Origin of the sequence: Vibrio splendidus (assembly GCF_003345295.1) — a bacterium.
In the GTDB taxonomy this organism is placed as follows: domain Bacteria; phylum Pseudomonadota; class Gammaproteobacteria; order Enterobacterales; family Vibrionaceae; genus Vibrio; species Vibrio splendidus_K.
In genome coordinates, this window is the sequence record NZ_CP031055.1 from 2006038 (window position 1) to 2024779 (window position 18742).

15 protein-coding genes and 1 riboswitch are annotated in these 18742 nt (G+C 43.8%); of the genes, 6 read left to right on the forward strand and 9 right to left on the reverse strand.

Annotated elements, in window-relative coordinates:
• Positions 1-73: 73 nt before the first annotated feature.
• From mukB to cmoM, 4 genes are all read right to left on the reverse strand, one after another.
• Positions 74-4534 carry a chromosome partition protein MukB gene (mukB, locus tag DUN60_RS08770; RefSeq protein ID WP_114633772.1) on the reverse strand — a complete coding sequence of 1487 codons (4461 nt, stop codon included), beginning with the start codon at positions 4532-4534 and terminating at the stop codon, positions 74-76.
• Complete coding sequence (gene mukE, locus DUN60_RS08775; protein WP_114633773.1) at positions 4531-5337, reverse strand: chromosome partition protein MukE; 807 nt, start codon at positions 5335-5337, stop codon at positions 4531-4533. Before mukE ends, mukB begins: the two co-directional genes overlap by 4 nt.
• A complete protein-coding gene (mukF, locus tag DUN60_RS08780) occupies positions 5318-6655 on the reverse strand; it encodes a chromosome partition protein MukF (protein ID WP_017078171.1) in 1338 nt (445 codons plus the stop codon). Before mukF ends, mukE begins: the two co-directional genes overlap by 20 nt.
• A gap of 125 nt (positions 6656-6780) precedes the next feature.
• Positions 6781-7566 (reverse strand): tRNA uridine 5-oxyacetic acid(34) methyltransferase CmoM, encoded by a 786-nt coding sequence (gene cmoM, locus DUN60_RS08785; protein WP_114633774.1) that lies wholly within the window; start codon positions 7564-7566, stop codon positions 6781-6783.
• A gap of 115 nt (positions 7567-7681) precedes the next feature.
• Between cmoM and elyC the strand changes: the two genes are divergently transcribed.
• Positions 7682-8536, forward strand: coding sequence for an envelope biogenesis factor ElyC (elyC, locus tag DUN60_RS08790; RefSeq protein WP_054547290.1), 855 nt, complete (start codon positions 7682-7684; stop codon positions 8534-8536).
• A gap of 243 nt (positions 8537-8779) precedes the next feature.
• Here elyC and torR read toward each other — a convergent pair whose 3' ends face one another.
• Positions 8780-9493, reverse strand: coding sequence for a two-component system response regulator TorR (torR, locus tag DUN60_RS08795; RefSeq protein ID WP_054547289.1), 714 nt, complete (start codon positions 9491-9493; stop codon positions 8780-8782).
• A 284-nt stretch (positions 9494-9777) separates the two neighbouring features.
• On the opposite strand from torR, the gene torD reads away from it, so the two are divergent.
• The 3 genes from torD (at position 9778) to DUN60_RS08810 (ending at position 12720) form a co-directional block, all read left to right on the forward strand.
• Positions 9778-10425, forward strand: coding sequence for a molecular chaperone TorD (gene torD, locus DUN60_RS08800; RefSeq protein ID WP_114633775.1), 648 nt, complete (start codon positions 9778-9780; stop codon positions 10423-10425).
• Positions 10426-10741: 316 nt separating this feature from the next.
• Positions 10742-11746: an HTH-type transcriptional repressor PurR gene (purR, locus tag DUN60_RS08805; protein WP_065204902.1), complete on the forward strand. Its 1005-nt coding sequence runs from the start codon at positions 10742-10744 to the stop codon at positions 11744-11746.
• A gap of 170 nt (positions 11747-11916) precedes the next feature.
• A riboswitch (cyclic di-GMP riboswitch) is annotated at positions 11917-12002 on the forward strand.
• A gap of 127 nt (positions 12003-12129) precedes the next feature.
• The gene (locus DUN60_RS08810) at positions 12130-12720 is read left to right on the forward strand and encodes a TfoX/Sxy family DNA transformation protein (RefSeq protein WP_004736448.1); all 591 of its coding nucleotides are present in this window, start codon (positions 12130-12132) and stop codon (positions 12718-12720) included.
• Between the two features lie 106 nt (positions 12721-12826).
• On the opposite strand, the gene DUN60_RS08815 is transcribed toward DUN60_RS08810, so the two are convergent.
• Positions 12827-13186, reverse strand: a complete 360-nt coding sequence (locus DUN60_RS08815) for a DUF3316 domain-containing protein (protein ID WP_017089562.1) — start codon at positions 13184-13186, stop codon at positions 12827-12829.
• A gap of 318 nt (positions 13187-13504) precedes the next feature.
• Between DUN60_RS08815 and DUN60_RS08820 the strand changes: the two genes are divergently transcribed.
• Complete coding sequence (locus DUN60_RS08820; RefSeq protein WP_061021815.1) at positions 13505-14185, forward strand: TVP38/TMEM64 family protein; 681 nt, start codon at positions 13505-13507, stop codon at positions 14183-14185.
• 53 nt (positions 14186-14238) lie between these two features.
• Positions 14239-14556: a putative signal transducing protein gene (locus DUN60_RS08825; RefSeq protein WP_017078165.1), complete on the forward strand. Its 318-nt coding sequence runs from the start codon at positions 14239-14241 to the stop codon at positions 14554-14556.
• Between the two features lie 139 nt (positions 14557-14695).
• Here the strand turns inward: DUN60_RS08825 and DUN60_RS08830 are convergent, their stop codons facing one another.
• The 3 genes from DUN60_RS08830 to glgC form a co-directional block, all read right to left on the reverse strand.
• Positions 14696-15493: an alpha/beta fold hydrolase gene (locus DUN60_RS08830; protein ID WP_004736445.1), complete on the reverse strand. Its 798-nt coding sequence runs from the start codon at positions 15491-15493 to the stop codon at positions 14696-14698.
• A gap of 285 nt (positions 15494-15778) precedes the next feature.
• A complete protein-coding gene (gene glgA / locus DUN60_RS08835; RefSeq protein WP_114633776.1) occupies positions 15779-17233 on the reverse strand; it encodes a glycogen synthase GlgA in 1455 nt (484 codons plus the stop codon).
• The gene (glgC, locus tag DUN60_RS08840; protein ID WP_017078163.1) at positions 17223-18440 is read right to left on the reverse strand and encodes a glucose-1-phosphate adenylyltransferase; all 1218 of its coding nucleotides are present in this window, start codon (positions 18438-18440) and stop codon (positions 17223-17225) included. The genes glgA and glgC overlap by 11 nt, the downstream gene beginning before the upstream one ends.
• Positions 18441-18742 lie beyond the last annotated feature (302 nt).

Consider the following 18742-nt stretch of genomic DNA (forward strand, 5'->3'; position numbering starts at 1 on the left):
GTCACTTTCGAGCTTATAGGTGCGCTATCAAGGTTATAGCTCAGCTATCAAGGTTATAACTCGGCTATCAAAGTTATTGCTCAGTTTCTTCGATAAGCTCTTGAACTGGAGATGCTGGTTTGTTTTGAGCAAAACCACGCAAGCCAACTACGTGAACGTGTTCGTGGTCTTTGAAGACCTTACGAACCAGTTTGTAGGTTGTACCTTTCTCTGGGCTAATGTTTTCAGGTGCTGCAATCAGAAGTTGCATACCCAAGCGGTCACACAGTTCAAACAGCGTAGAGATCGACTTAGAATCCAGACGTGCTGCTTCATCAAGGAACAACAAACGACATGGAACGATGTCTTTACTGCGAAGTCGACGAGATTCCTCTTCCCAGCTCTGAATAACCATCAATAGGATTGACTGACCCGTACCGATCGCCTCACCCGTAGACAGTGCGCCCGATTCCGCTTGTAACCAACCATCTGAACCACGGTTAACTTCAACACTCAGCTCTAGGTAGTTACGGTAATCAAGTAGCTCTTCACCCAGAACTTGCGGAGAACGTTGACCCATATCGATATGCGGGTTCACTCGTTGGAACAACTTCGCCATCGCTTCTGAGAAGGTAAAGCGCGTTGATTCAAACAAGTCTTTGTGTTGCTCTTGTTGAGTCGCTAGCCCTGATAGCAAGATCTCGTGGCTTTCACGGATCTTAACGTTCAGACGTACGCCTTTAACCTGACCAAAGTAAATGTTAGACAAACCTTGGTTCAGCATTCGAATACGGTTCTGCTCACGCTGAATCGTTTTCTTGATGATACTTGCTACGGACTCAGAGCTGATTGCCAGGCGATTTTCACGCTGCGTCAATTCTTCTGTTAGTCGAGCTAGCTCAACTTCCATCTCTTCGATAGCTTCAACCGGATCATCCGTACGAATAATATCCTGACGAATACGCTCGCGAAGGTGTTGGTAAACCGCAATGTAGAACAAAACCTTACGTTCTGGATGCGCGTTGTCTTCAGAGAGACGCAGCGAATCACGTAGGTCGTCATTGTCAGCGACAGCCAGACGTAGCGCACCCAGTGATTTATCCGACATAGAGCGAAGTTCGCCCGCCGTTAGGTAAGCCAGTTCACGCTTGTGTAAACGACGTTCAACGTCATTCTCACGAGCTAAACGAAGTACTGAACACCAACCCGCTTTTGCTGCAACTACGAAGGTACGAAGCTCTGTATACTCTTTCTGAACTTTCTTAAGACGCTTAGCCAGTGCTTTCATCTCAAGTTCAGTTGATGTAATCGTACGCTCGTATTCGCTCTTACGCCCACGAGAAGTATGCAGACGTTCGTGCAGTTCATCGCGACGACGTACAGCACGTTCTTCAGCGCCTTCATCAGCATTTACGCCAAACTCTTGTAGCTCTTGTTTGAACTCTTGAACCGTTTCTTGTTTCGCTTGATGTGAGCTCTTCAGTGCTGCCAATACTTGGTTGTACTGGTTCATCTGTTCACGAGCTTGTTTCAAGCCATCACGGCCTTTAGTTCGAGCTTGTTCAGCTTGAACCAATTTCGCTTTTAATTGCTCGCTCAGTTCGCTGCTCTTGTTTAGAAGATCAACAGAATCCGCATAGGCAAAGTAGTGACGACGTTCAATCAAGTCAGACAGAGCAAACACTTTACCTTTCAGGCTTTGTAGAGCTTGGTCAGCTTGTTGGTATTGTGCTTCTAGTGTCTCGAACTGTTCAGGGTCTGCGTCTAGTGCAGAAACGATCTGCTCTAAAGACGCCAGTGCCTTGCCATGGTTGTTCAAGTACGACTTAGCTTCGCTCAAGCGCTCTAGTTGCGCTTCTAATTCAGCTAGGCGTTCAGCCAATGTTTCGTCTTCTAAAATACGAACCATTGGTGCTAATTTGTCTAGCGCACCTAATGCCTGCTTGCTTTGTAGTAGCTGACTACGTTGCTGTTGCTCTTTAGAATTTAATTCAGCCAAAGAACGTACAATCTGGTTACGCTTGTCACGAATAGACACTAGTGCCTGTTCAGGGTCAGCGTTAAACGCAACGTGTAGGTGCTTAGCAACAAAGCTATTGAATGCTTGGTATAGGCGATTCAGCTTTTGTGCATCAAACGCCGCTTTCGCGTGGTTTTCCACAACAACATCACGCTCTTCACGCAATTTCTCTAATCGTTGTTCACGAGCCGCACGGCCAAACAGAGGAATCTCAGGGAAACGAGAGTAACGCATTTGGCGATCGTTCAGCTGAACACACACCGCGCCCTCTAACTCATCAGCATTGAATGAGCTGTCATCAAATGCATCGACATCGCCTTCAAGGATGTAAAGGTCATCTGGACAATCATCAAGATCCACCAGCTTCTCTTTAATACCATCAAGATCTGACACAACAATCGCATGACGAGCCGGGCCGTACATCGCACTGAAATACGGTGCATCACCAATGGTAATGTCGTCATATATTTCAGAAAGCAGAACGCCACCCAGTGTATCCGCTAAACCTTTCAAACGAGGATCGTTAGAGCCACCCGGAGAAGCTAAGCGTTCAATCTCTTGCTCAAGTTCAGAACGACGCGTCGCCAATTGATCTTTCGCTACCGCTTGAGACTTTTCGTCTTCAAGCACTTGCTGCATTTGAGTCATTACTGCTTGGCTATCTTCTAGCTCAGCATCTGTTTGATCTCTTAGGGCTTCAAGTGCGTCGTTCGCCGTGATCCACGCTGGAGCAATAGACTCAAGTTTTTGAATCTCTTGGTCGTGGTTTTGTTGCACACGACGTTGCTCACTCTTCGCTTCACGCAGCTCTTCTTGAGCGTACTCAAGAGACTCGATCTGCATTGCATGGCGTTCACGTTCTTCATCGAAAACCGCTTCGTCAGTCAGTGAGATGTTGTGGTGCTTTTGGTATTCAGTCGCAAGCTCTTTTGCTTGACGCTGCTGCGCCACATCACGAGCCATGTCGCGGTGCTGAGCACGCCACTGTTGTTCGTTTTCAACAACGTGTTTTGCGTTACGGCCTTTTTCTAAAGCTTGCTTAGCACTGTTAGATGCTTCTTTACGCTCAACGTCACCAACGATGCTTTTAACAAGAGCGAGCGCTTTGTCGAACTGCGCAGACGCAGCAGAAGACATGTCTAGTTTATGCTTAGTCGACAGTAACGTTTGAGTGCTTGATTCTTCTTGTGCTTTTAGCTCAGAAACCAGAGTTAATGCGCTTTCTGCAGTAATAGACTCATCACCAAGTAGCTGCTTAGTTTTCTCTAATGCTTGAACCGCTTGTTGGTATTGCAATGCTCGAGTTTGCTGAACATCCAACGCTTGTTGGTAGTCAGCAAGCTGAGTTTTCAGGCTATCCACTTCTTCTTCAGTAATGGTTGCCTGCTCTTCAGCAAGAAGTACTCGCTCTTGAGCTTCTTCAACCACCATCATCTGCTCTTCTAGGCGCTCACTAAGCTCTTCTAGATCTTCGCTATAGCGAGCAATTTTCTCTTGCTGGCGAAGTGCAGTTTGAACCAACTGAAGATGATCCGAAGCCGCTTGGTAATCTTGCTCTAATGCCGACTCTTGATCCACCAGCAGCTCGAGTTCTTCTTGAACGCGGTTTAACAGGTTATTTTGGTCAAGCAAAGTTTCGCGAGAGCCAAACAGTTCACCACGGAACTTCATGGTTTGATCAAGCTTATTACGACGATCATTCGCATGGCGCATGTAGTCTGCTGCCACGTAATTGGTCGATTCCGTGATCAAGTGTTTAAACAAGTCACGATCCGACTGAGTCGTTTTGATCGCTTCTAACGTCAGACGGTTTTCGCGCAATGCTGATTCCATATCTTGGAACGCTTTCTTCACACCGCCATTTTGCGGTAGAAGGTAATCACGCAAAGAACGCGTAATTGCACTTGAGATACCACCGTACAATGATGCTTCGATGAGACGGTAAAATTTAGAACGATCGCTGCTGTTACGCAGTTTCTTCGGTAACACACCGTACTCAAACATTTGCGAGTGGTAATCAACGATTGAAGAAAATGCTTTAAAGTGAGCACCCTCGTATTGAGCTACCGCAGCTTTTACATCGTTCAACTGACACACGCGAGCATGGCTGTCTGAAACATTTTGAATCAACACATCCGTTGGTTTCACATGACTTGGGAGGCCTTGGATAACAAACGGTTTGATGTCTACTTTCTTGTCACGACCGGCAACTTGCTGCAGTTTTACCGCAAACAATAGGCGTTGGTTACGAGAGTTCACAACATCTAACGCGGCATAACATGCGCCAGGTTGAAGCTTACCGTAAAGGCCTTTATCGCGTGATGACTGCGAGCTACCCGCTTCCGTTGTATTACGGAAATGCAGAAGGCCTTGGTCAGGGATTAATGCTGTGATGAATGCCGCCATTGTGGTCGACTTACCTGCACCGTTACCGCCAGAAAGCGTTGTAACCAATCCATCAATATCAAAAGTGCGAGCAAAGAAGCCGTTCCAATTGATCATGGTTAATGATTGATACTTGCCTCTTTCAATCATGCTTCACCTTCTACTTTTGTTTGTTCGCCATCGTTCGACTCTAAGTCAAAGTCAGCTTGATCGTTAAAAATGTCTTGTTGACCGTTTTCGTCTACATCTGCTTCTAGTTCTGATACCGCTTCTGCTTGTTCTTCATTCAACAAGCTGCCTTGGTTAGGTTCTTGGGTATGAACCACAGCTTCACCATCACGGATAAGACGTAATTGCGCTTCTTTCATATCGTCGCCAACACGAACGTCAGCGCCAAAGCGGAATACCGCTTCGCTGATACGGAACTTGCCGGTTTCACCAATCGCAATCAGCATGCCGATACGGCGTAAACGACGCAAAGAAGTACGTACTTTTTCAAAGAGCTTTTCTTTGTCTAAGTCAGAACCAGATGCGCGGTTCGTTGCTAGCTTCATGAGCTTTTTCTCATCCGCTAACGACATCAATTCATCAAACAGTTCTTGATTGGTGAAGATACCTTCATGAGCAAGACGTTCTGGGCTTAGGTATAAGAAACACAACACCTTACCAACCAGCATGTCTAGCTCAGACAACACACTACGGCCAATCAGAGATGTAGAACGCGGACGCAGGTAGAAGAAACCTTCAGGCGCTTTCACCAGTTCCGTGTTGTAGCGTTGGTAAAAATGCTGTAGTTCAACTTCAAAATCAGAAAGCAACGCATGGTTGTCTAGGTCTTCTGTTGAAACATGCTTACCTGAACGGAGCATGCTGTCTAGCGCAGGGAACAACGGGTTCGCTATCGCTTTTACCAGTTTCTCTGGCATGTAATCATCAGTACTTGTTAATGACATTTGCTTGTACCTTTGCACCGAAATCGTTGATTGCCTGCCAATCCGGCTGAATAGCCTGATAGTCAGACTCTGAGTAACCTAAGCGCACGGCTTGGTCGACAACAATTCTGGCTAAATCAAAATGGTGTGTGCGAGGGTGTGCTGCGAGGTAATCGCGTAGCACAAGGCCAAGGTCAATTGGCGCGCCTTGCTGTTTGTGAGCTTTTAACATCTCTGCAATTCGTTCTGAAAGCAGATCATTCACTTGCTCAAATTCTTCGTACTCAACGTCGATTGGCGCTTGTCCCATCACTTCATCATCACGAAGCACGAGCGCTTCATCACGAAGATCGGTCAGCTTCTCAGCATCGGCGTAAGTCAATAACCAAGGTGCATCAAAGTAGTCTGTGACTGACTGACGCAAGCGTTGGCTAAAGGCACGGTTTTTATCCATATCGATCGCGGTACGGATAAATTTGTGAACATGGCGGTCGTAGCCGATCCACAAGTCGATTGCTTGCTGACCCCAACTGGTGATTCGGTCAAGCTTCATTTGTAAACCGAACAGGGTTTCGCCAACGAACTCGAGTTCATCGTCACCGTAAACAATTTCTTGAATATCGAGGATCTGGGTTTGCAGTTCATCACCCGCCGCTTGCAAGGTATCTTGCAATTCTTTTAGCGTCGCAGAAGTTTCTGATAGCAAAGCTTCACAGTTATTAATCGCTTCTCGCCAGTCCTTATTTAAAAGGTCGGCAATTTGCTGCTTAACGGTTTGTTGCTGCTCATCCATAACACGTTGGTTAAGATCAATCTGATCGAAAATTTCACCGACTGAATATTTGAGCACGCCGTAAACGTTCTTTTTCCAATGCCCCGGAGTTCCGCCCTTCTGCGCAGCTTCAATGGCTTTTGCCATCTCATCGGCAACCATAGAAAGCTGAATAGACAGTTTTAATTTAGAGAACTGACGGTGACGTAAGTAATAATCAGAGATACCAACGGCCAACGGTGATAAGCGGTAGATGCTCGCACCATCGGTGATTTCACTGGTAAAGCGGCTGATCAACTTCTGTTTAACTAGCTCATTGATGGCATTGTTGGCACGAAACGCAGACGCTTCGCCAGTATCTTCAAACAGTCGAGTGACAATGGTAAATGCATCGTGCAGTTCACCTTCGCCCAACTCTTCATCGAACCTTTCATTGCTTAGTACTGCGATAGCAATTAAAAATGCTAAACGCTCTGGTGGCAAGTTTAATGAAAAATCATGCTGCTTGACCCAGCCCACCAACTCATCAATTGGCTGCTCTTCGGCAGTTTGAGTCATTTCACTCATTGTGGTTCCTGTTACTGTTCTTCGTCATATCGAACGTATTAGATATGACGCCTATTTCTTTATGACGCGGGCTTGTTACGATTGCATAGCGCATGTTGTGGCTTCTTTTACCACATTCACCGCTGTTATTGCGCAGGTTTTTGAGCCCAAACGTGAATATAACGGCCTAGCGACAGATATGGCTCTTGGCGACATAGCTGTTTTTCTAGTTCCAATACATCTTCAAATTGGTAATCACCCATGTACTCCATATTACCTATGTAGTCACTGAAAGAGCGAATGCCTGATTTACCACAGATTTCTAGACCAGCGTCTTCTATCCATTGATAAACCTCTTCCGGCTTCAAGCCTTTTTGTGGTTGCAGCTTAAACCGTTTTCGATGTGGCATCCCATTCAATACATGAGGAATGTTGCCACAAATCACATTTTTCAGGACTAATCCGTGGTGGTTGTAAAACATTATCGAGGCAACGCCACCCGGTTTAACTTGTTCAAGCAATAAATCAAGCGTCTCTTTAGGATCGGCTAACCATTCCATTACGGCATGAAACATCACAAAATCGACTTTTTCATCGAGATGTTCTGCGACTTTTTGTACCGGAGAATGGATGAATCGATATTGATCTAACAAACCCGCTTCACTGATACTTTCTTCTGCTAGCTTCAGCATTTCAGAAGAGAGGTCGCAAAGAGAAACGTTATGCCCAAGCGACGCAATTTTTTGCGACATCTGCGCAAGGCCGCCTCCAGCATCAAGCACATGCAGCGGCGAAGCTGATTGCTCAAATTTGCTCAAAGCTTGTTCTAAATCTTCCCATACGATGAACTGACGGATCTCTCCTTTGTCAGAGCCGTAAATGTTTTTTGCAAATTTGTGGGCAATATCGTCGAAATTACGGTCTTCAGTCACGGCTACTTGAGTTATTATGTCCTATCGTGCCTGCTATTCTGTCACAGGAATTTCAGGAATAAAGAGGCGATGTCTCTTTTTACTACTAAGTGATGTTTTTTCGGACTATTCGGATATGTTTGAGCTGAAAAAAGTAGTGTCTTCGTTACTGATGCCACTGCCAGCAATGTTAATTCTCGCTTTTCTGGGTTTAGCCCTAGTGATGTTTACTACCAAAAGGAAGACGGGTTGCCTAATCACCCTTTCAGCCCTCTGTGGTATTTTCCTCATCGCTTTCCAGCCCGTTTCTAGTCAACTTTTAATGCCAATGGAAAGGCAACACACCGCTTTTTTACCTGTCGATGAAACCGTCGATTACGTGATGGTTCTCGGAAGTGGCCACGTCGTAGACGACCAAATCCCACCAACATCTGAGCTTAGTCGCACCGGTCTTATGCGTTTAAGTGAAGGGATTCGTATTCTACGCCTTTACCCTGGTGCAAAACTCATTTTGTCTGGCTATGGCGCAGGCACTGAAGTGAGCAATGCTAGAATGATGGCCAAAGTTGCGTTGGCACTAGGTGTCTCAAAGCCCGATATCATTCTGCTTGAAACAGCAAAAGACACTTGGGAAGAAGCCCGCCAAGCCGCTGCGTTCGTTAAAAATAAAAGAATGGTACTGGTAACTTCCGCTAGCCATATGACTCGCGCATTGAATGAATTCCATGCTGCCGGCATGAGGCCATTACCAGCACCAACCAACTACCTTGCACAAGAAGGGATTGTTGAACCTTGGAATAAGTACATGCCTAAAGCTCTTTACCTTGAGCAAACTGAGCGTTACTGGCACGAAACAATGGGGTTGATGTGGCAAAGCCTGCGTGATTGGCTTGATACAAGCAATGACACCGTTGAAGAACCCATTGTTATTCCTGAAACATCTCGCTTAGTTGAAGATGACGGTGGTATTTCTGCGGCGCAGCCTCAATAAACTCAGCCGAATCAGTAAACTGAATTTTATCAGTAGACATAATCTTACCTGTAGACATAGCCTTATCTGTAGACATAGCCTTATCTGTAGACTCGGCCAGATAGGCAAGACTGATTAACCAAGTAATTTGCAGGTTTCCAGTTCATAAACAGTAAAAGCTAAGTAATAAAAAAGCCGAGACATCAATGATGTCTCGACTTTTACGTTTAAATATCGTTGTTGATTGGTCACTCCCGAAGGAAATCAATCACCAGCGAACATGTAACCTTCACCGTGAACCGTTACAAAAATTTGTGGATTCTTAGGGTCAAACTCCATCTTCGCACGCATACGACGGATTAACACGTCGATAGTTCGATCGTTTGGAGCATCCACTCGGTGGCTGATCATATTCAGAATGCGTTCACGACTTAATACCTGGTTAGGGTAAGAAGAAAGCGCTACCAACAGTTCATATTCAGCTTTAGTCAGTTTTACCGGCTCGCCGTTTTTGCTTAGCGCACGACGAGGGATATCAAACGTCCACTCACCAAAACGAACCACAGATTCGTCTTCAGTCTCTTCAACCTTACCTGCTGCTGTTTTACGAGCGGCAGAAATGCGCCAAAGTAGGTTTTTAACTCGAACCAATAACTCGCGAAGTTCGAAGGGTTTAGTAACGTAATCGTCAGCGCCCATTTCAAGGCCAACGATTTTGTCGATGCTATCCGTGCGTCCAGTAACTAAAATAATTCCAATGTCTGATTGACTGCGTAATTCGCGAGTTAGCATCAATCCATCTTCGCCTGGTAAGTTGATGTCCAGCATAATGAGGTCAACGTTATTATCTTCTAACACGTTTCTCATTTGAGCGCCGCTTTCTGCTTCGCTTACTGTGTAACCTTCGTTCTGGAAGTATCCGACCAGTTTACTGCGGGTTACCACATCATCTTCTACGACTAATACGTGATAGCTCATCTACACCACTTTTCTTATTTAATAGTTTCAGTGACTATTCTATTCATAACTCGTAACAATTCTAGTGGTACACAAGATAAAAGCCAGAAACATGGATCTTTTTTGATACAAGACAATCTTAAACCTTGCTATTTATCGTCCATCGCAATTCAATATAGGCATTACTACTAACGAGTAACTTTGCGTTTCGCAAATAACCTTGTTATTCAGCCTTGGTGTGCTTTGCACAAGTAACTTCAAGATGCATATAAGTAACACCACAAGACTAAATCAGGATCTAAGAAATGAAAGATACGAAAGCGTTCAACGAGCAAAGAGCAGAAATATACTGGTGGCTATCAAGCTTATTCGCTAAAGAGCTCACTCAAGAAGAACTCGATCACTACCACTCTGTTGAAATTCGTTCTTTCCTAACTGGTTTAGGCGAAAATGAAACACTAAAACCGGCGATCGATAGCCTAGTGGATGCGCTAAACCGCCTACAAACGCGTGAGGATGCTCAACTAGAATTGTCTGCTGACTTCTGTGACTTATTCTTAAAAACAGATAAGCATGGCGCACTTCCTTACGCTTCTATGTATATCGGTGAGACTGGCCTTTTGAATGATAAGCCAGCAAAAGATATGGAAGAGATCATGGCCAAGCACAACTTAGTGGTGAACCAAGACCTAAAAGAACCAGCTGACCACATCGCTATCGAACTCGACTTCCTTGGCAACTTGATCATCCGTTCTAATGAAACGGAGCTTGAAGAAGAGCTAGAAAAATCCTTCGCTGTTCAACAGCAATTTATCGAGCAACAACTTCTTACTTGGGTACCAAAGTTCAACGTTAAATGTCATGACGTTGACGAATTCGGTTTCTACGCATCAGTCTCATCTCTGCTACTTGCATTCTGCAAATTGGACACCCAATACCTTGCTGGTGAATAAGCTGATTGGATGACTCGTTAAATAAATTCAGAAGAATGTGACAATTCACCCGGATTTCCGGGTGAATTTTATTGCGAGTAATTTCTAGTCAGTCTAAAATTGTGACCGCAAACGATAAAATATGAAACATTCACGAAATGCTATGCTTATTATAGTTTTGAGCATTTCGGTGTTAAGACAAGCCGCTCAATAGCGGTTTTTTGTTTTTTAGCACTTTAGTACCCAAAGAGCCCTACAAATTTAAGCTCTTAGTTAGGTAGCTTAACGGCTACTTCATTCCGTACTTTGGGAAAGTAGCTTCTAATAGGATAAAACCATGGCCACTATAAAAGATGTCGCTCGCTTAGCAGGCGTATCAACAACAACCGTTTCTCACGTAATCAACAAAACTCGCTTTGTTGCAGAAGCGACGCAAGAAAAAGTAAATAAAGCCGTAGACGAACTGAACTATGCACCAAGTGCCGTTGCTCGTAGTTTGAAGTGCAATACAACCCGCACTATCGGCATGCTAGTTACTCAATCAACTAACCTATTCTTCTCTGAAGTTATCGATGGTGTTGAAAGCTACTGCTACCGTCAAGGTTACACTTTGATTCTGTGTAATACGGGCGGTATCTATGAGAAGCAACGTGACTACATTCGAATGCTTGCAGAGAAACGTGTAGATGGCATCTTAGTTATGTGTTCTGACCTAACTGAAGAACTGAGAGGCATGTTAGACCGTCACGCTGACATTCCTAAAGTGATTATGGATTGGGGCCCTGAGAGTTCTCAAGCAGATAAGATCATCGACAACTCTGAAGAAGGTGGTTACCTAGCGACCAAATACCTCATTGAGCACGGTCACTCCAAGATTGCTTGTTTAAGTGGCCACTTAGACAAAGCGGCATGTGTTGAACGCATCGCGGGTTACAAACGCGCACTCAACGAAGCTAAGATTGCTACCGATGATAACATGATCATTGAAGGTAACTTCGAGTGTGATACTGCGGTTCTTGCTGCAGAGAAAATCATTAAGATGGTAGATCGCCCAACGGCAGTATTCTGTTTTAACGACACGATGGCACTCGGCCTAATGAGCAGACTGCAAGAGAAAGGAATCCGTATCCCTGAAGATATTTCAGTGATCGGCTATGACAACATCGAGTTGGCTGAATACTTCTCTCCGCCGTTAACAACGGTTCACCAACCCAAACGTCGTGTTGGTAAGAACGCTTTCGAAATTTTGTTAGAACGCATTAAAGATAAAGACCATGAAAAGCGTGTGTTCGAAATGCATCCTGAAATTGTTGAGCGAAGCACAGTTAAAACGTTAAATTAATTGATAAATTCAGTTTAATATAATTAAGCGCACCTTTAGGTGCGCTTTTTTTATCAACAACATGAATGAACCTGGTATCATACTGGAAAGATCATTAATTGAAGCAATGTCACATTTTGAAATAACAAGTGTGAGCCTCATTCAACAAAAACTTTATTCTATTCAATCAGTCACGCACAGGGCAAATCACTTGAAAGAGTGAGACGCAAAGCTTCCGGCCTAAACCACTCGTTGGTATGGTAGCGGGGTTACCGATGGCAAAATGCAGTAACTACTAATAATTTAGTAATTTACGGCTAATTGACAATTTAATTGCAACATTTTGCTAATCTCTCGGACCTGCTTATTTGGTGGCGTAGTTCAAATACACCGAGATAAATAACATGGATAAACCGATACTAAAGGATTCAATGAAATTATTTGAATCCCTAGGAAAAATAAAATCACGCTCGATGTTTGGTGGCTTCGGTCTTTTTGCTGATGACACTATGTTTGCTCTGGTTGTAAATGACCAGCTGCACATACGAGCAGACAAATGCACAACGAAACAGTTCGAACAACAAGGGTTTCAACCGTACGTCTACAAAAAACGTGGTTTCCCTGTCGTTACTAAATATTTCGCTTTACCCGAAGGCCTGTGGCAAGACCAAGAGAAAATCTTGCAGCTTGCAACGACGTCTCTGGGTTTTGCTAAAGAAGAAAAAGCTGAGCAATCTTCAGCTAAGCCTACTCGACTCAAAGATCTGCCCAACCTTCGACTCGCCACTGAGCGTATGTTGAAAAAAGCAGGGATCGATTCCGTAGAACGTTTATATGAATCTGGCTCTGTAAACGCATTTAACGCCATCAAAGAATCACATGCGTCTTCTGTCAGTATTGAACTACTTTGGGCGCTAGAAGGCGCGATCAATGGCACACATTGGTCTGTTATACCGCAGCAGCGTCGTGAAGAGCTTATCAATCGCGTCAATTAACATTGTCAGTACAAAACTGTATACATAACTAAGCCGCATTTACTGCGGTTTTTTTATATAGACAAGTCTAGCTCTCTACAGACCTAGAGAGCTAGCGTAACGAACATTATAAAGACGGACGGTAATTGTATCTGTAATCAACTTTAACCATAGGAACAAAGCTTATAGTACCCGAAGAATCCAAGAACTCTTTTACTTCAACGGAGCCATTCCTTAGTTCAAACGACTTGACGTCTACTTTGTCATTGGATTGGAGAAGAACTTGACTCAATTCGAAAGACTTTTTGTCACTTAAGTCACTCCACATCTTTTTGCCATCTGCATAAGCTTGACTTTGTGTAGATACGATTTCCCCTTTAATCATCTTGGATTCAACAGCTGTGCTGTTGTAAAAGCCGGCTCCTGACGCCTGAAAGGAGATAAGACTTGCAGTAGCAATAGCAGCAATCAACGATAAATTTTTCATAGCTAACTCCTTAGTTTTCTGCTTGAATCATTATCTTAACAATCGATACTCCTAGATTGTTAAGTATACAGAACGTACCAAGACCAAATGTATTTCAAATTTTTATCACTTTTTGTACTCTTTAAATTTCTGCAATAGAATTTGTTCAAACAAAACAATCTCCTACCCTCGAAAGAAAAATACATCTGATTCTGTACGCTTTATGACGAAGTAGTAAATAAGCAAACTGACAGTTTTTCATATCTGCTGAAAGTTAATCTATGCTTTGCCTGTCTATCTATACTAATGGTATACATTGAAAATTTAGAGGAAGTATCAATGAGTAAGAAAATGATATTGGGTATTGTGTTGGTCGTAACCATCGTCTTGTTAGGCGTCAATTTCGGCCAATACTTAACGCTTGAAAATGCTAAGGCCCAACAAGCTGTCTTAAATGACTACATTGACAGCAACTTTATTGCGGCTGCCGCTATCTATTTTGTCGCGTATATAATGATTACTGCTTTCTCCATTCCTGGTGCCGCTGTTGTGACCCTATTAGGAGCCGCGCTATTTGGCTTCTGGAACAGCTTGCTGCTGGTATCTTTCGCGAGTGCGATCGGTGCGACGTTAGCCTTCTTAAGTAGCCGTTATCTGTTACGTGACTGGATTCAAACCAAGTTTGGTGACAAATTAGCAACGATTAACAAGGGCGTTGAAAAAGACGGAGCATTTTACTTATTTTCTCTGCGTCTGATTCCTGTATTCCCATTTTTCCTTATCAACCTGTTGATGGGTCTAACACCTATGTCTGTGAGTCGCTATTACATTACAAGTCAAATAGGGATGTTACCGGGTACTGCTGTTTTCTTGAATGCTGGTACTCAACTCGCGGAAATTGATTCACTTTCGGGTATCGTGTCCCCTTCAGTACTATTGTCATTTGCCTTACTGGGTGTATTCCCAATCATTGCTAAATGGTTGATGAATAAATTTCGCTCAGCACCTGTGGCTGAATAACGTATACTTATAATAGCTAAATAACGCATATAGCCAGATAAGGTTCTATCTCAATGAAAATCTTCAGTGCATCGAATCCGACAGAAGCCCACATTATCTGTGGATTACTAGAAAGTGTGAATATTGCGTGTGAAGTTCGTGGTGAAGGGTTATTCGGTTTGAAAGGGGAAATCCCATTTACCGAAGAAACTGACCCTTACGTATGGTTATATGAGCCAGAATTGGCGAGCAAAGCCCGGGCAGTTGTTAATGACTACCAGAAACAGCAAGATTCGATCATTTATGAAGAGTGGCGTTGCGGAGAATGTCATGAAGTCAACGAAGCACAATTCGGTTCTTGTTGGCAGTGCGGTGCTGCTTCACCTGAATAGCAGGTTTTGAAAGGTAAAGTGGCTCCAACGGCCTTATATAACAACTCGGTCAGATACCTCCTCCAAATAAAAACGGGAAGCTAAAATTAGCTTCCCGTTTTTGTTTCAATTCTATTCGAGCATCTGTTCTGCTAAAGAATCACTGAATTTGCTTTTGAATAAAAGCGATAGATCGTTGATTGAATTCTTCAGGGTTTTCTACGTTGCACACATGCCCACAGTTGGCAATTTCTACCAACTCACTCGACTTATGCGCTTCTACCATTTCTTTTACTGGCTTGATAAACATGTAGTCGCGCTCGCCCATCAAATACAAAGTTGGAATCGGCAACTCTCGGTCTTTGAAGTACTTCATCAATGGGTTCACATCAGCCGTAAGGATAAACCAGCGTTTAAACTCTTTTTGGCACAGCTTTTTGGCTTCGCGGATAAACAGGTGACGTGATTCTTTTTGGCTTTTTTGTGGCATCACAACGTAAGCGAAAAGGCTGTATAACCACATGTAAGGAATGATGTGCTTGCTGAGGTTACCCAGCTTGATTAAGACTTGAGAGCGAGTGTTGAGTTTGGTCACGGCACCACCCAGTACCATTGAACGTACTCGGCCAGCCGCTAGCTCTGCGACATTACGGACAATAATCGTGCCCAAAGACATGCCTACAAAGTGTGCAGAACGGATTTTCAGATGGTCTAACACCTTAAGAATATCGAGCGTTACCGCTTTGAACGTATAACGATTCGAAATCAGCTCTTTGAGGATGTTGTCTGATTTACCATGCCCTCTCAAATCAATGAGAAGCAAGTTGAAGTGCTGTTTATACGCTTTGATCTGCTTAAACCAAATGGAGGAACTGCCTCCTGCGCCATGCACAAATACAACCCACTCATCGCTCGTAGGGTGAGTAAATGTTTTATGAAATAGTAAACTCTCAGACATACCTATCGCTTTAATTATTGGAATGGTGCTCTGCCTCATCACAAGGCGATGGCTAAGGATATCACGCAATCAAGAAATTTAAGTGATAATAGTGTCAAACCTAACATTAGTCATGTGAATACCCACCCCACCTTTTCTACCTGACTAAAATGAGTTTGCAAGTTTTCTCTTCCTAAACGTGATGTGATCTGACCAGAAAACAAAAAGGCACTCTACTATCAGAGCGCCTTCTACTATTAAGTTCAGTTGTTATACATCAGCTTATTTTACAGCTAATTCAGCACGTTAAAATGCAGAATGGTACATCGTAAGATATTCTTTTGCCGCATCTTCCCAGCTAAAATCTTGTTGCATCGCGTAAAGTTGAACACGCTTAATTTCAGCGGGGTTTTGTGCATAAAGTAGTAATGAACGATGCAATACTGCCAGTAACGCTTGCGGTGTTGGCTCTTCAAAAGCAAAGCCGGTCGCTATCTCGGGATCCTGATCGTAATCATTCACACTGTCTTTTAAACCGCCCACAGAGCGAACAATCGGTAACGTACCGTAAGCCATGCTGTAGATTTGGTTTAAGCCACAAGGTTCGAACTCCGAAGGCATCAAGAAGAAATCAGAACCCGCTTCAACTAAGTGCGCAAGCTCATTATTATACGCTTCTACAAACGAGAACTTATCTGAGTGAAGTGCCGACAGCTCTTTCAGCTGACTCGCTAAAACTGGATCACCAGTACCGACAATCACGATCTGAAGATCGTTTTTCAAAAACTGTTCGATGATAGGCAGTAAGTAATGAACACCTTTCTGATTAGTCAAACGACAAACCATGCCATAAACCGCACAATCGGTGACGTGGAGGCCAACATCTTGCTGCAGTTTTTGCTTACAAGCTGACTTCCCACGAACCATGCTGTGCTTTGTCGCTTTAAATTTACGAGGGAGGAAAGCGTCCGTTTCCGGGTTCCAAGCTCCGTAATCACAACCATTCAAAATGCCAAAAAGATCCGCGGATCTGTACTGGAATTCTGCTGCCATACCATGACTGCCTAATTCCGTTTTCAACTCCTCGGCATACGTTGGACTGACTGCGTTCACCTTATCAGCACACATCACGCCGGCTCTCAGCATTGTGACATGCGTGTCACTCACTGAAGCTTCAGGCACATTGTAGCTATGCATTTCTGGTAGAAATTGCAGTTCATCGTATGCGAACACACCTTTGAAAACTGCGTTGTGAATTGAGATAACACTGCGCGTATTTTCAAAGAAATCATGTTGTTGATAACGTGATTTAAGCAAAAAAGGGACAAAGCCTGTATGCCAGTCATTTGCATGAATGATATCAGGTTGGAAGCCAAGCTTAGGAAGCATATCAAGGCAGGCTGCACTGAAGAACGAGAAACGCTCTCCGTTATCTGCGTAAGCTTGATTATTTTCTGCGTACATTTCTGGACGGTCGAAATATTTGGCACATTCGATACCAAAAACTTGAACACCTTCTACACTCAGTTTTTTGACTTGGTAAGCGGTATGAGGCCAATGATCGAGCTCGGTCGATAAAATGACTTCGGCTGCATCAATGTTTGGAATGTTTCTATACGCGGGGATAGTCACTCGAACGTCCTGTTCGAGTGTTTGTAACGCTTTCGGCAGTGCCTTGGCTACATCAGCCAAGCCACCACTTTTAATCAAGCCTTCAACTTCAGACGCTACAAAAAGTACCGAGAGAGTTTTAGTAACCAACTCGCGCTCCTTTAGAAATTACAACTACACCATCGTCAGATACGTGGTAATGCTTTTTGTCTTCTGTCAGGTTTACACCAATTTGAGTGCCCGGTGCGATGTCTGCATCTTTATCAATGATAACGCGACGAAGTATACAACCCTCACCCACCTTCACATCACCTAATAAAATACTCTCACTAATATCACACGCTGATGCGATATTACTGCGGAAGCCTAATACACTCTTTTCAATACGCGAACCACGTACGTAACTACCGCTACACACAAGGCTATCAATGATCTGAATGCGACCATTAGCCGAGTCAGTAAACGTCGCTGGTGGTAGTGGCGGATAGTAAGTGTGTAGAGGCCATTTACGGTTGTATAGCGAGAATGGTGCATCTTTCTTAAGAAGGTCCATATGTGCTTGCCAGTACGCATCAATCGTACCTACATCGCGCCAGTAAACTTCTTCTTTCTCACCAGTAATACGGTTGGTGCTGAAATCATAAACAAACACATCACCGCGTGGGAACATGTTTGGAATAATGTCTTTCCCGAAGTCATGTGAAGATTCAGGTTTATCTGCATCTTCCGTTAGTTCAGCAAAAAGTTCTTTCGCTTCGAATACGTAGTTGCCCATTGAAACGAGCGCTGACTCTGGGTCTCCCGGAATCGACTTAGGATTTGCAGGTTTCTCTTCAAAGCCAATCATACGGCCTTCAGCATCCACCTCGATAACACCGAACTCTGATGCTTCAGCAAGCGGCATACGCAGTGCAGAAACGGTTAACGCTGCTTTCTTTTCTTTATGGAAATCAAGCATTTGTTTGATGTCCATTTTATAGATATGGTCAGAACCAAAAATACAGACTTGATCAGGTTCTTCCAGCTCCATAAAGCCCATATTTTGGTAGATAGCATCGGCTGTGCCTTCATACCAACGCTTTCCTTTACGCATTTGCGCAGGAATTGGGTCGATAAAACGATCTGTGATGCCACTGATATTCCAACCTTTTTTCATGTGGTGGAACAGAGATTGTGACTTAAATTGTGTTAATACGTAGATCTTCATAAGATCAGCATTAACGAAGTTGTTCAAAGCGAAATCAATTAAGCGGTAACTACCACCGAAAGGAACCGAGGGTTTGCTGCGAGATTCAGTCAAAGGTCTTAAGCGAGAGCCTTCACCACCAGCAAGAATCATTCCCAATACACCAGCCATTTTATTCTCCATATATCTATAGCTTGTCGATGTCAGTACTCGTAGAGGTGTCTTCCTCTGGGGGATGAGCACTAACACTTATTTCGGTACTTAACGAATATTCATTCACATACAGTGACAATATCCTAAGCCAAACGTTGTTATGCGTGCACTATTCTTTGCACTTGGTTTTATATACGTTATCGACTTTTCGGTCGATTTCAATTTTTAATACGCCATTCTGTGCTATGTAAGCTGATTGCTTTCCTAAGACTTAAAGCAGCTCACACTACACCGTGCGGGCGAAACATTACATTAACACC

What these genes read in the sequence shown, in the direction of transcription:
- glgC (WP_017078163.1), bottom strand. Translation starts at nt 18,440, where the DNA reads ATGGCTGGTGTATTGGGAATGATTCTTGCTGGTGGTGAAGGCTCTCGC.
- torD (WP_114633775.1), top strand. Translation starts at nt 9,778, where the DNA reads ATGAAAGATACGAAAGCGTTCAACGAGCAAAGAGCAGAAATATACTGG.
- DUN60_RS08830 (WP_004736445.1), bottom strand. Translation starts at nt 15,493, where the DNA reads ATGTCTGAGAGTTTACTATTTCATAAAACATTTACTCACCCTACGAGC.
- mukB (WP_114633772.1), bottom strand. Translation starts at nt 4,534, where the DNA reads ATGATTGAAAGAGGCAAGTATCAATCATTAACCATGATCAATTGGAAC.
- elyC (WP_054547290.1), top strand. Translation starts at nt 7,682, where the DNA reads ATGTTTGAGCTGAAAAAAGTAGTGTCTTCGTTACTGATGCCACTGCCA.
- DUN60_RS08820 (WP_061021815.1), top strand. Translation starts at nt 13,505, where the DNA reads ATGAGTAAGAAAATGATATTGGGTATTGTGTTGGTCGTAACCATCGTC.
- DUN60_RS08810 (WP_004736448.1), top strand. Translation starts at nt 12,130, where the DNA reads ATGGATAAACCGATACTAAAGGATTCAATGAAATTATTTGAATCCCTA.
- torR (WP_054547289.1), bottom strand. Translation starts at nt 9,493, where the DNA reads ATGAGCTATCACGTATTAGTCGTAGAAGATGATGTGGTAACCCGCAGT.
- purR (WP_065204902.1), top strand. Translation starts at nt 10,742, where the DNA reads ATGGCCACTATAAAAGATGTCGCTCGCTTAGCAGGCGTATCAACAACA.
- mukE (WP_114633773.1), bottom strand. Translation starts at nt 5,337, where the DNA reads ATGTCATTAACAAGTACTGATGATTACATGCCAGAGAAACTGGTAAAA.
- DUN60_RS08825 (WP_017078165.1), top strand. Translation starts at nt 14,239, where the DNA reads ATGAAAATCTTCAGTGCATCGAATCCGACAGAAGCCCACATTATCTGT.
- DUN60_RS08815 (WP_017089562.1), bottom strand. Translation starts at nt 13,186, where the DNA reads ATGAAAAATTTATCGTTGATTGCTGCTATTGCTACTGCAAGTCTTATC.
- mukF (WP_017078171.1), bottom strand. Translation starts at nt 6,655, where the DNA reads ATGAGTGAAATGACTCAAACTGCCGAAGAGCAGCCAATTGATGAGTTG.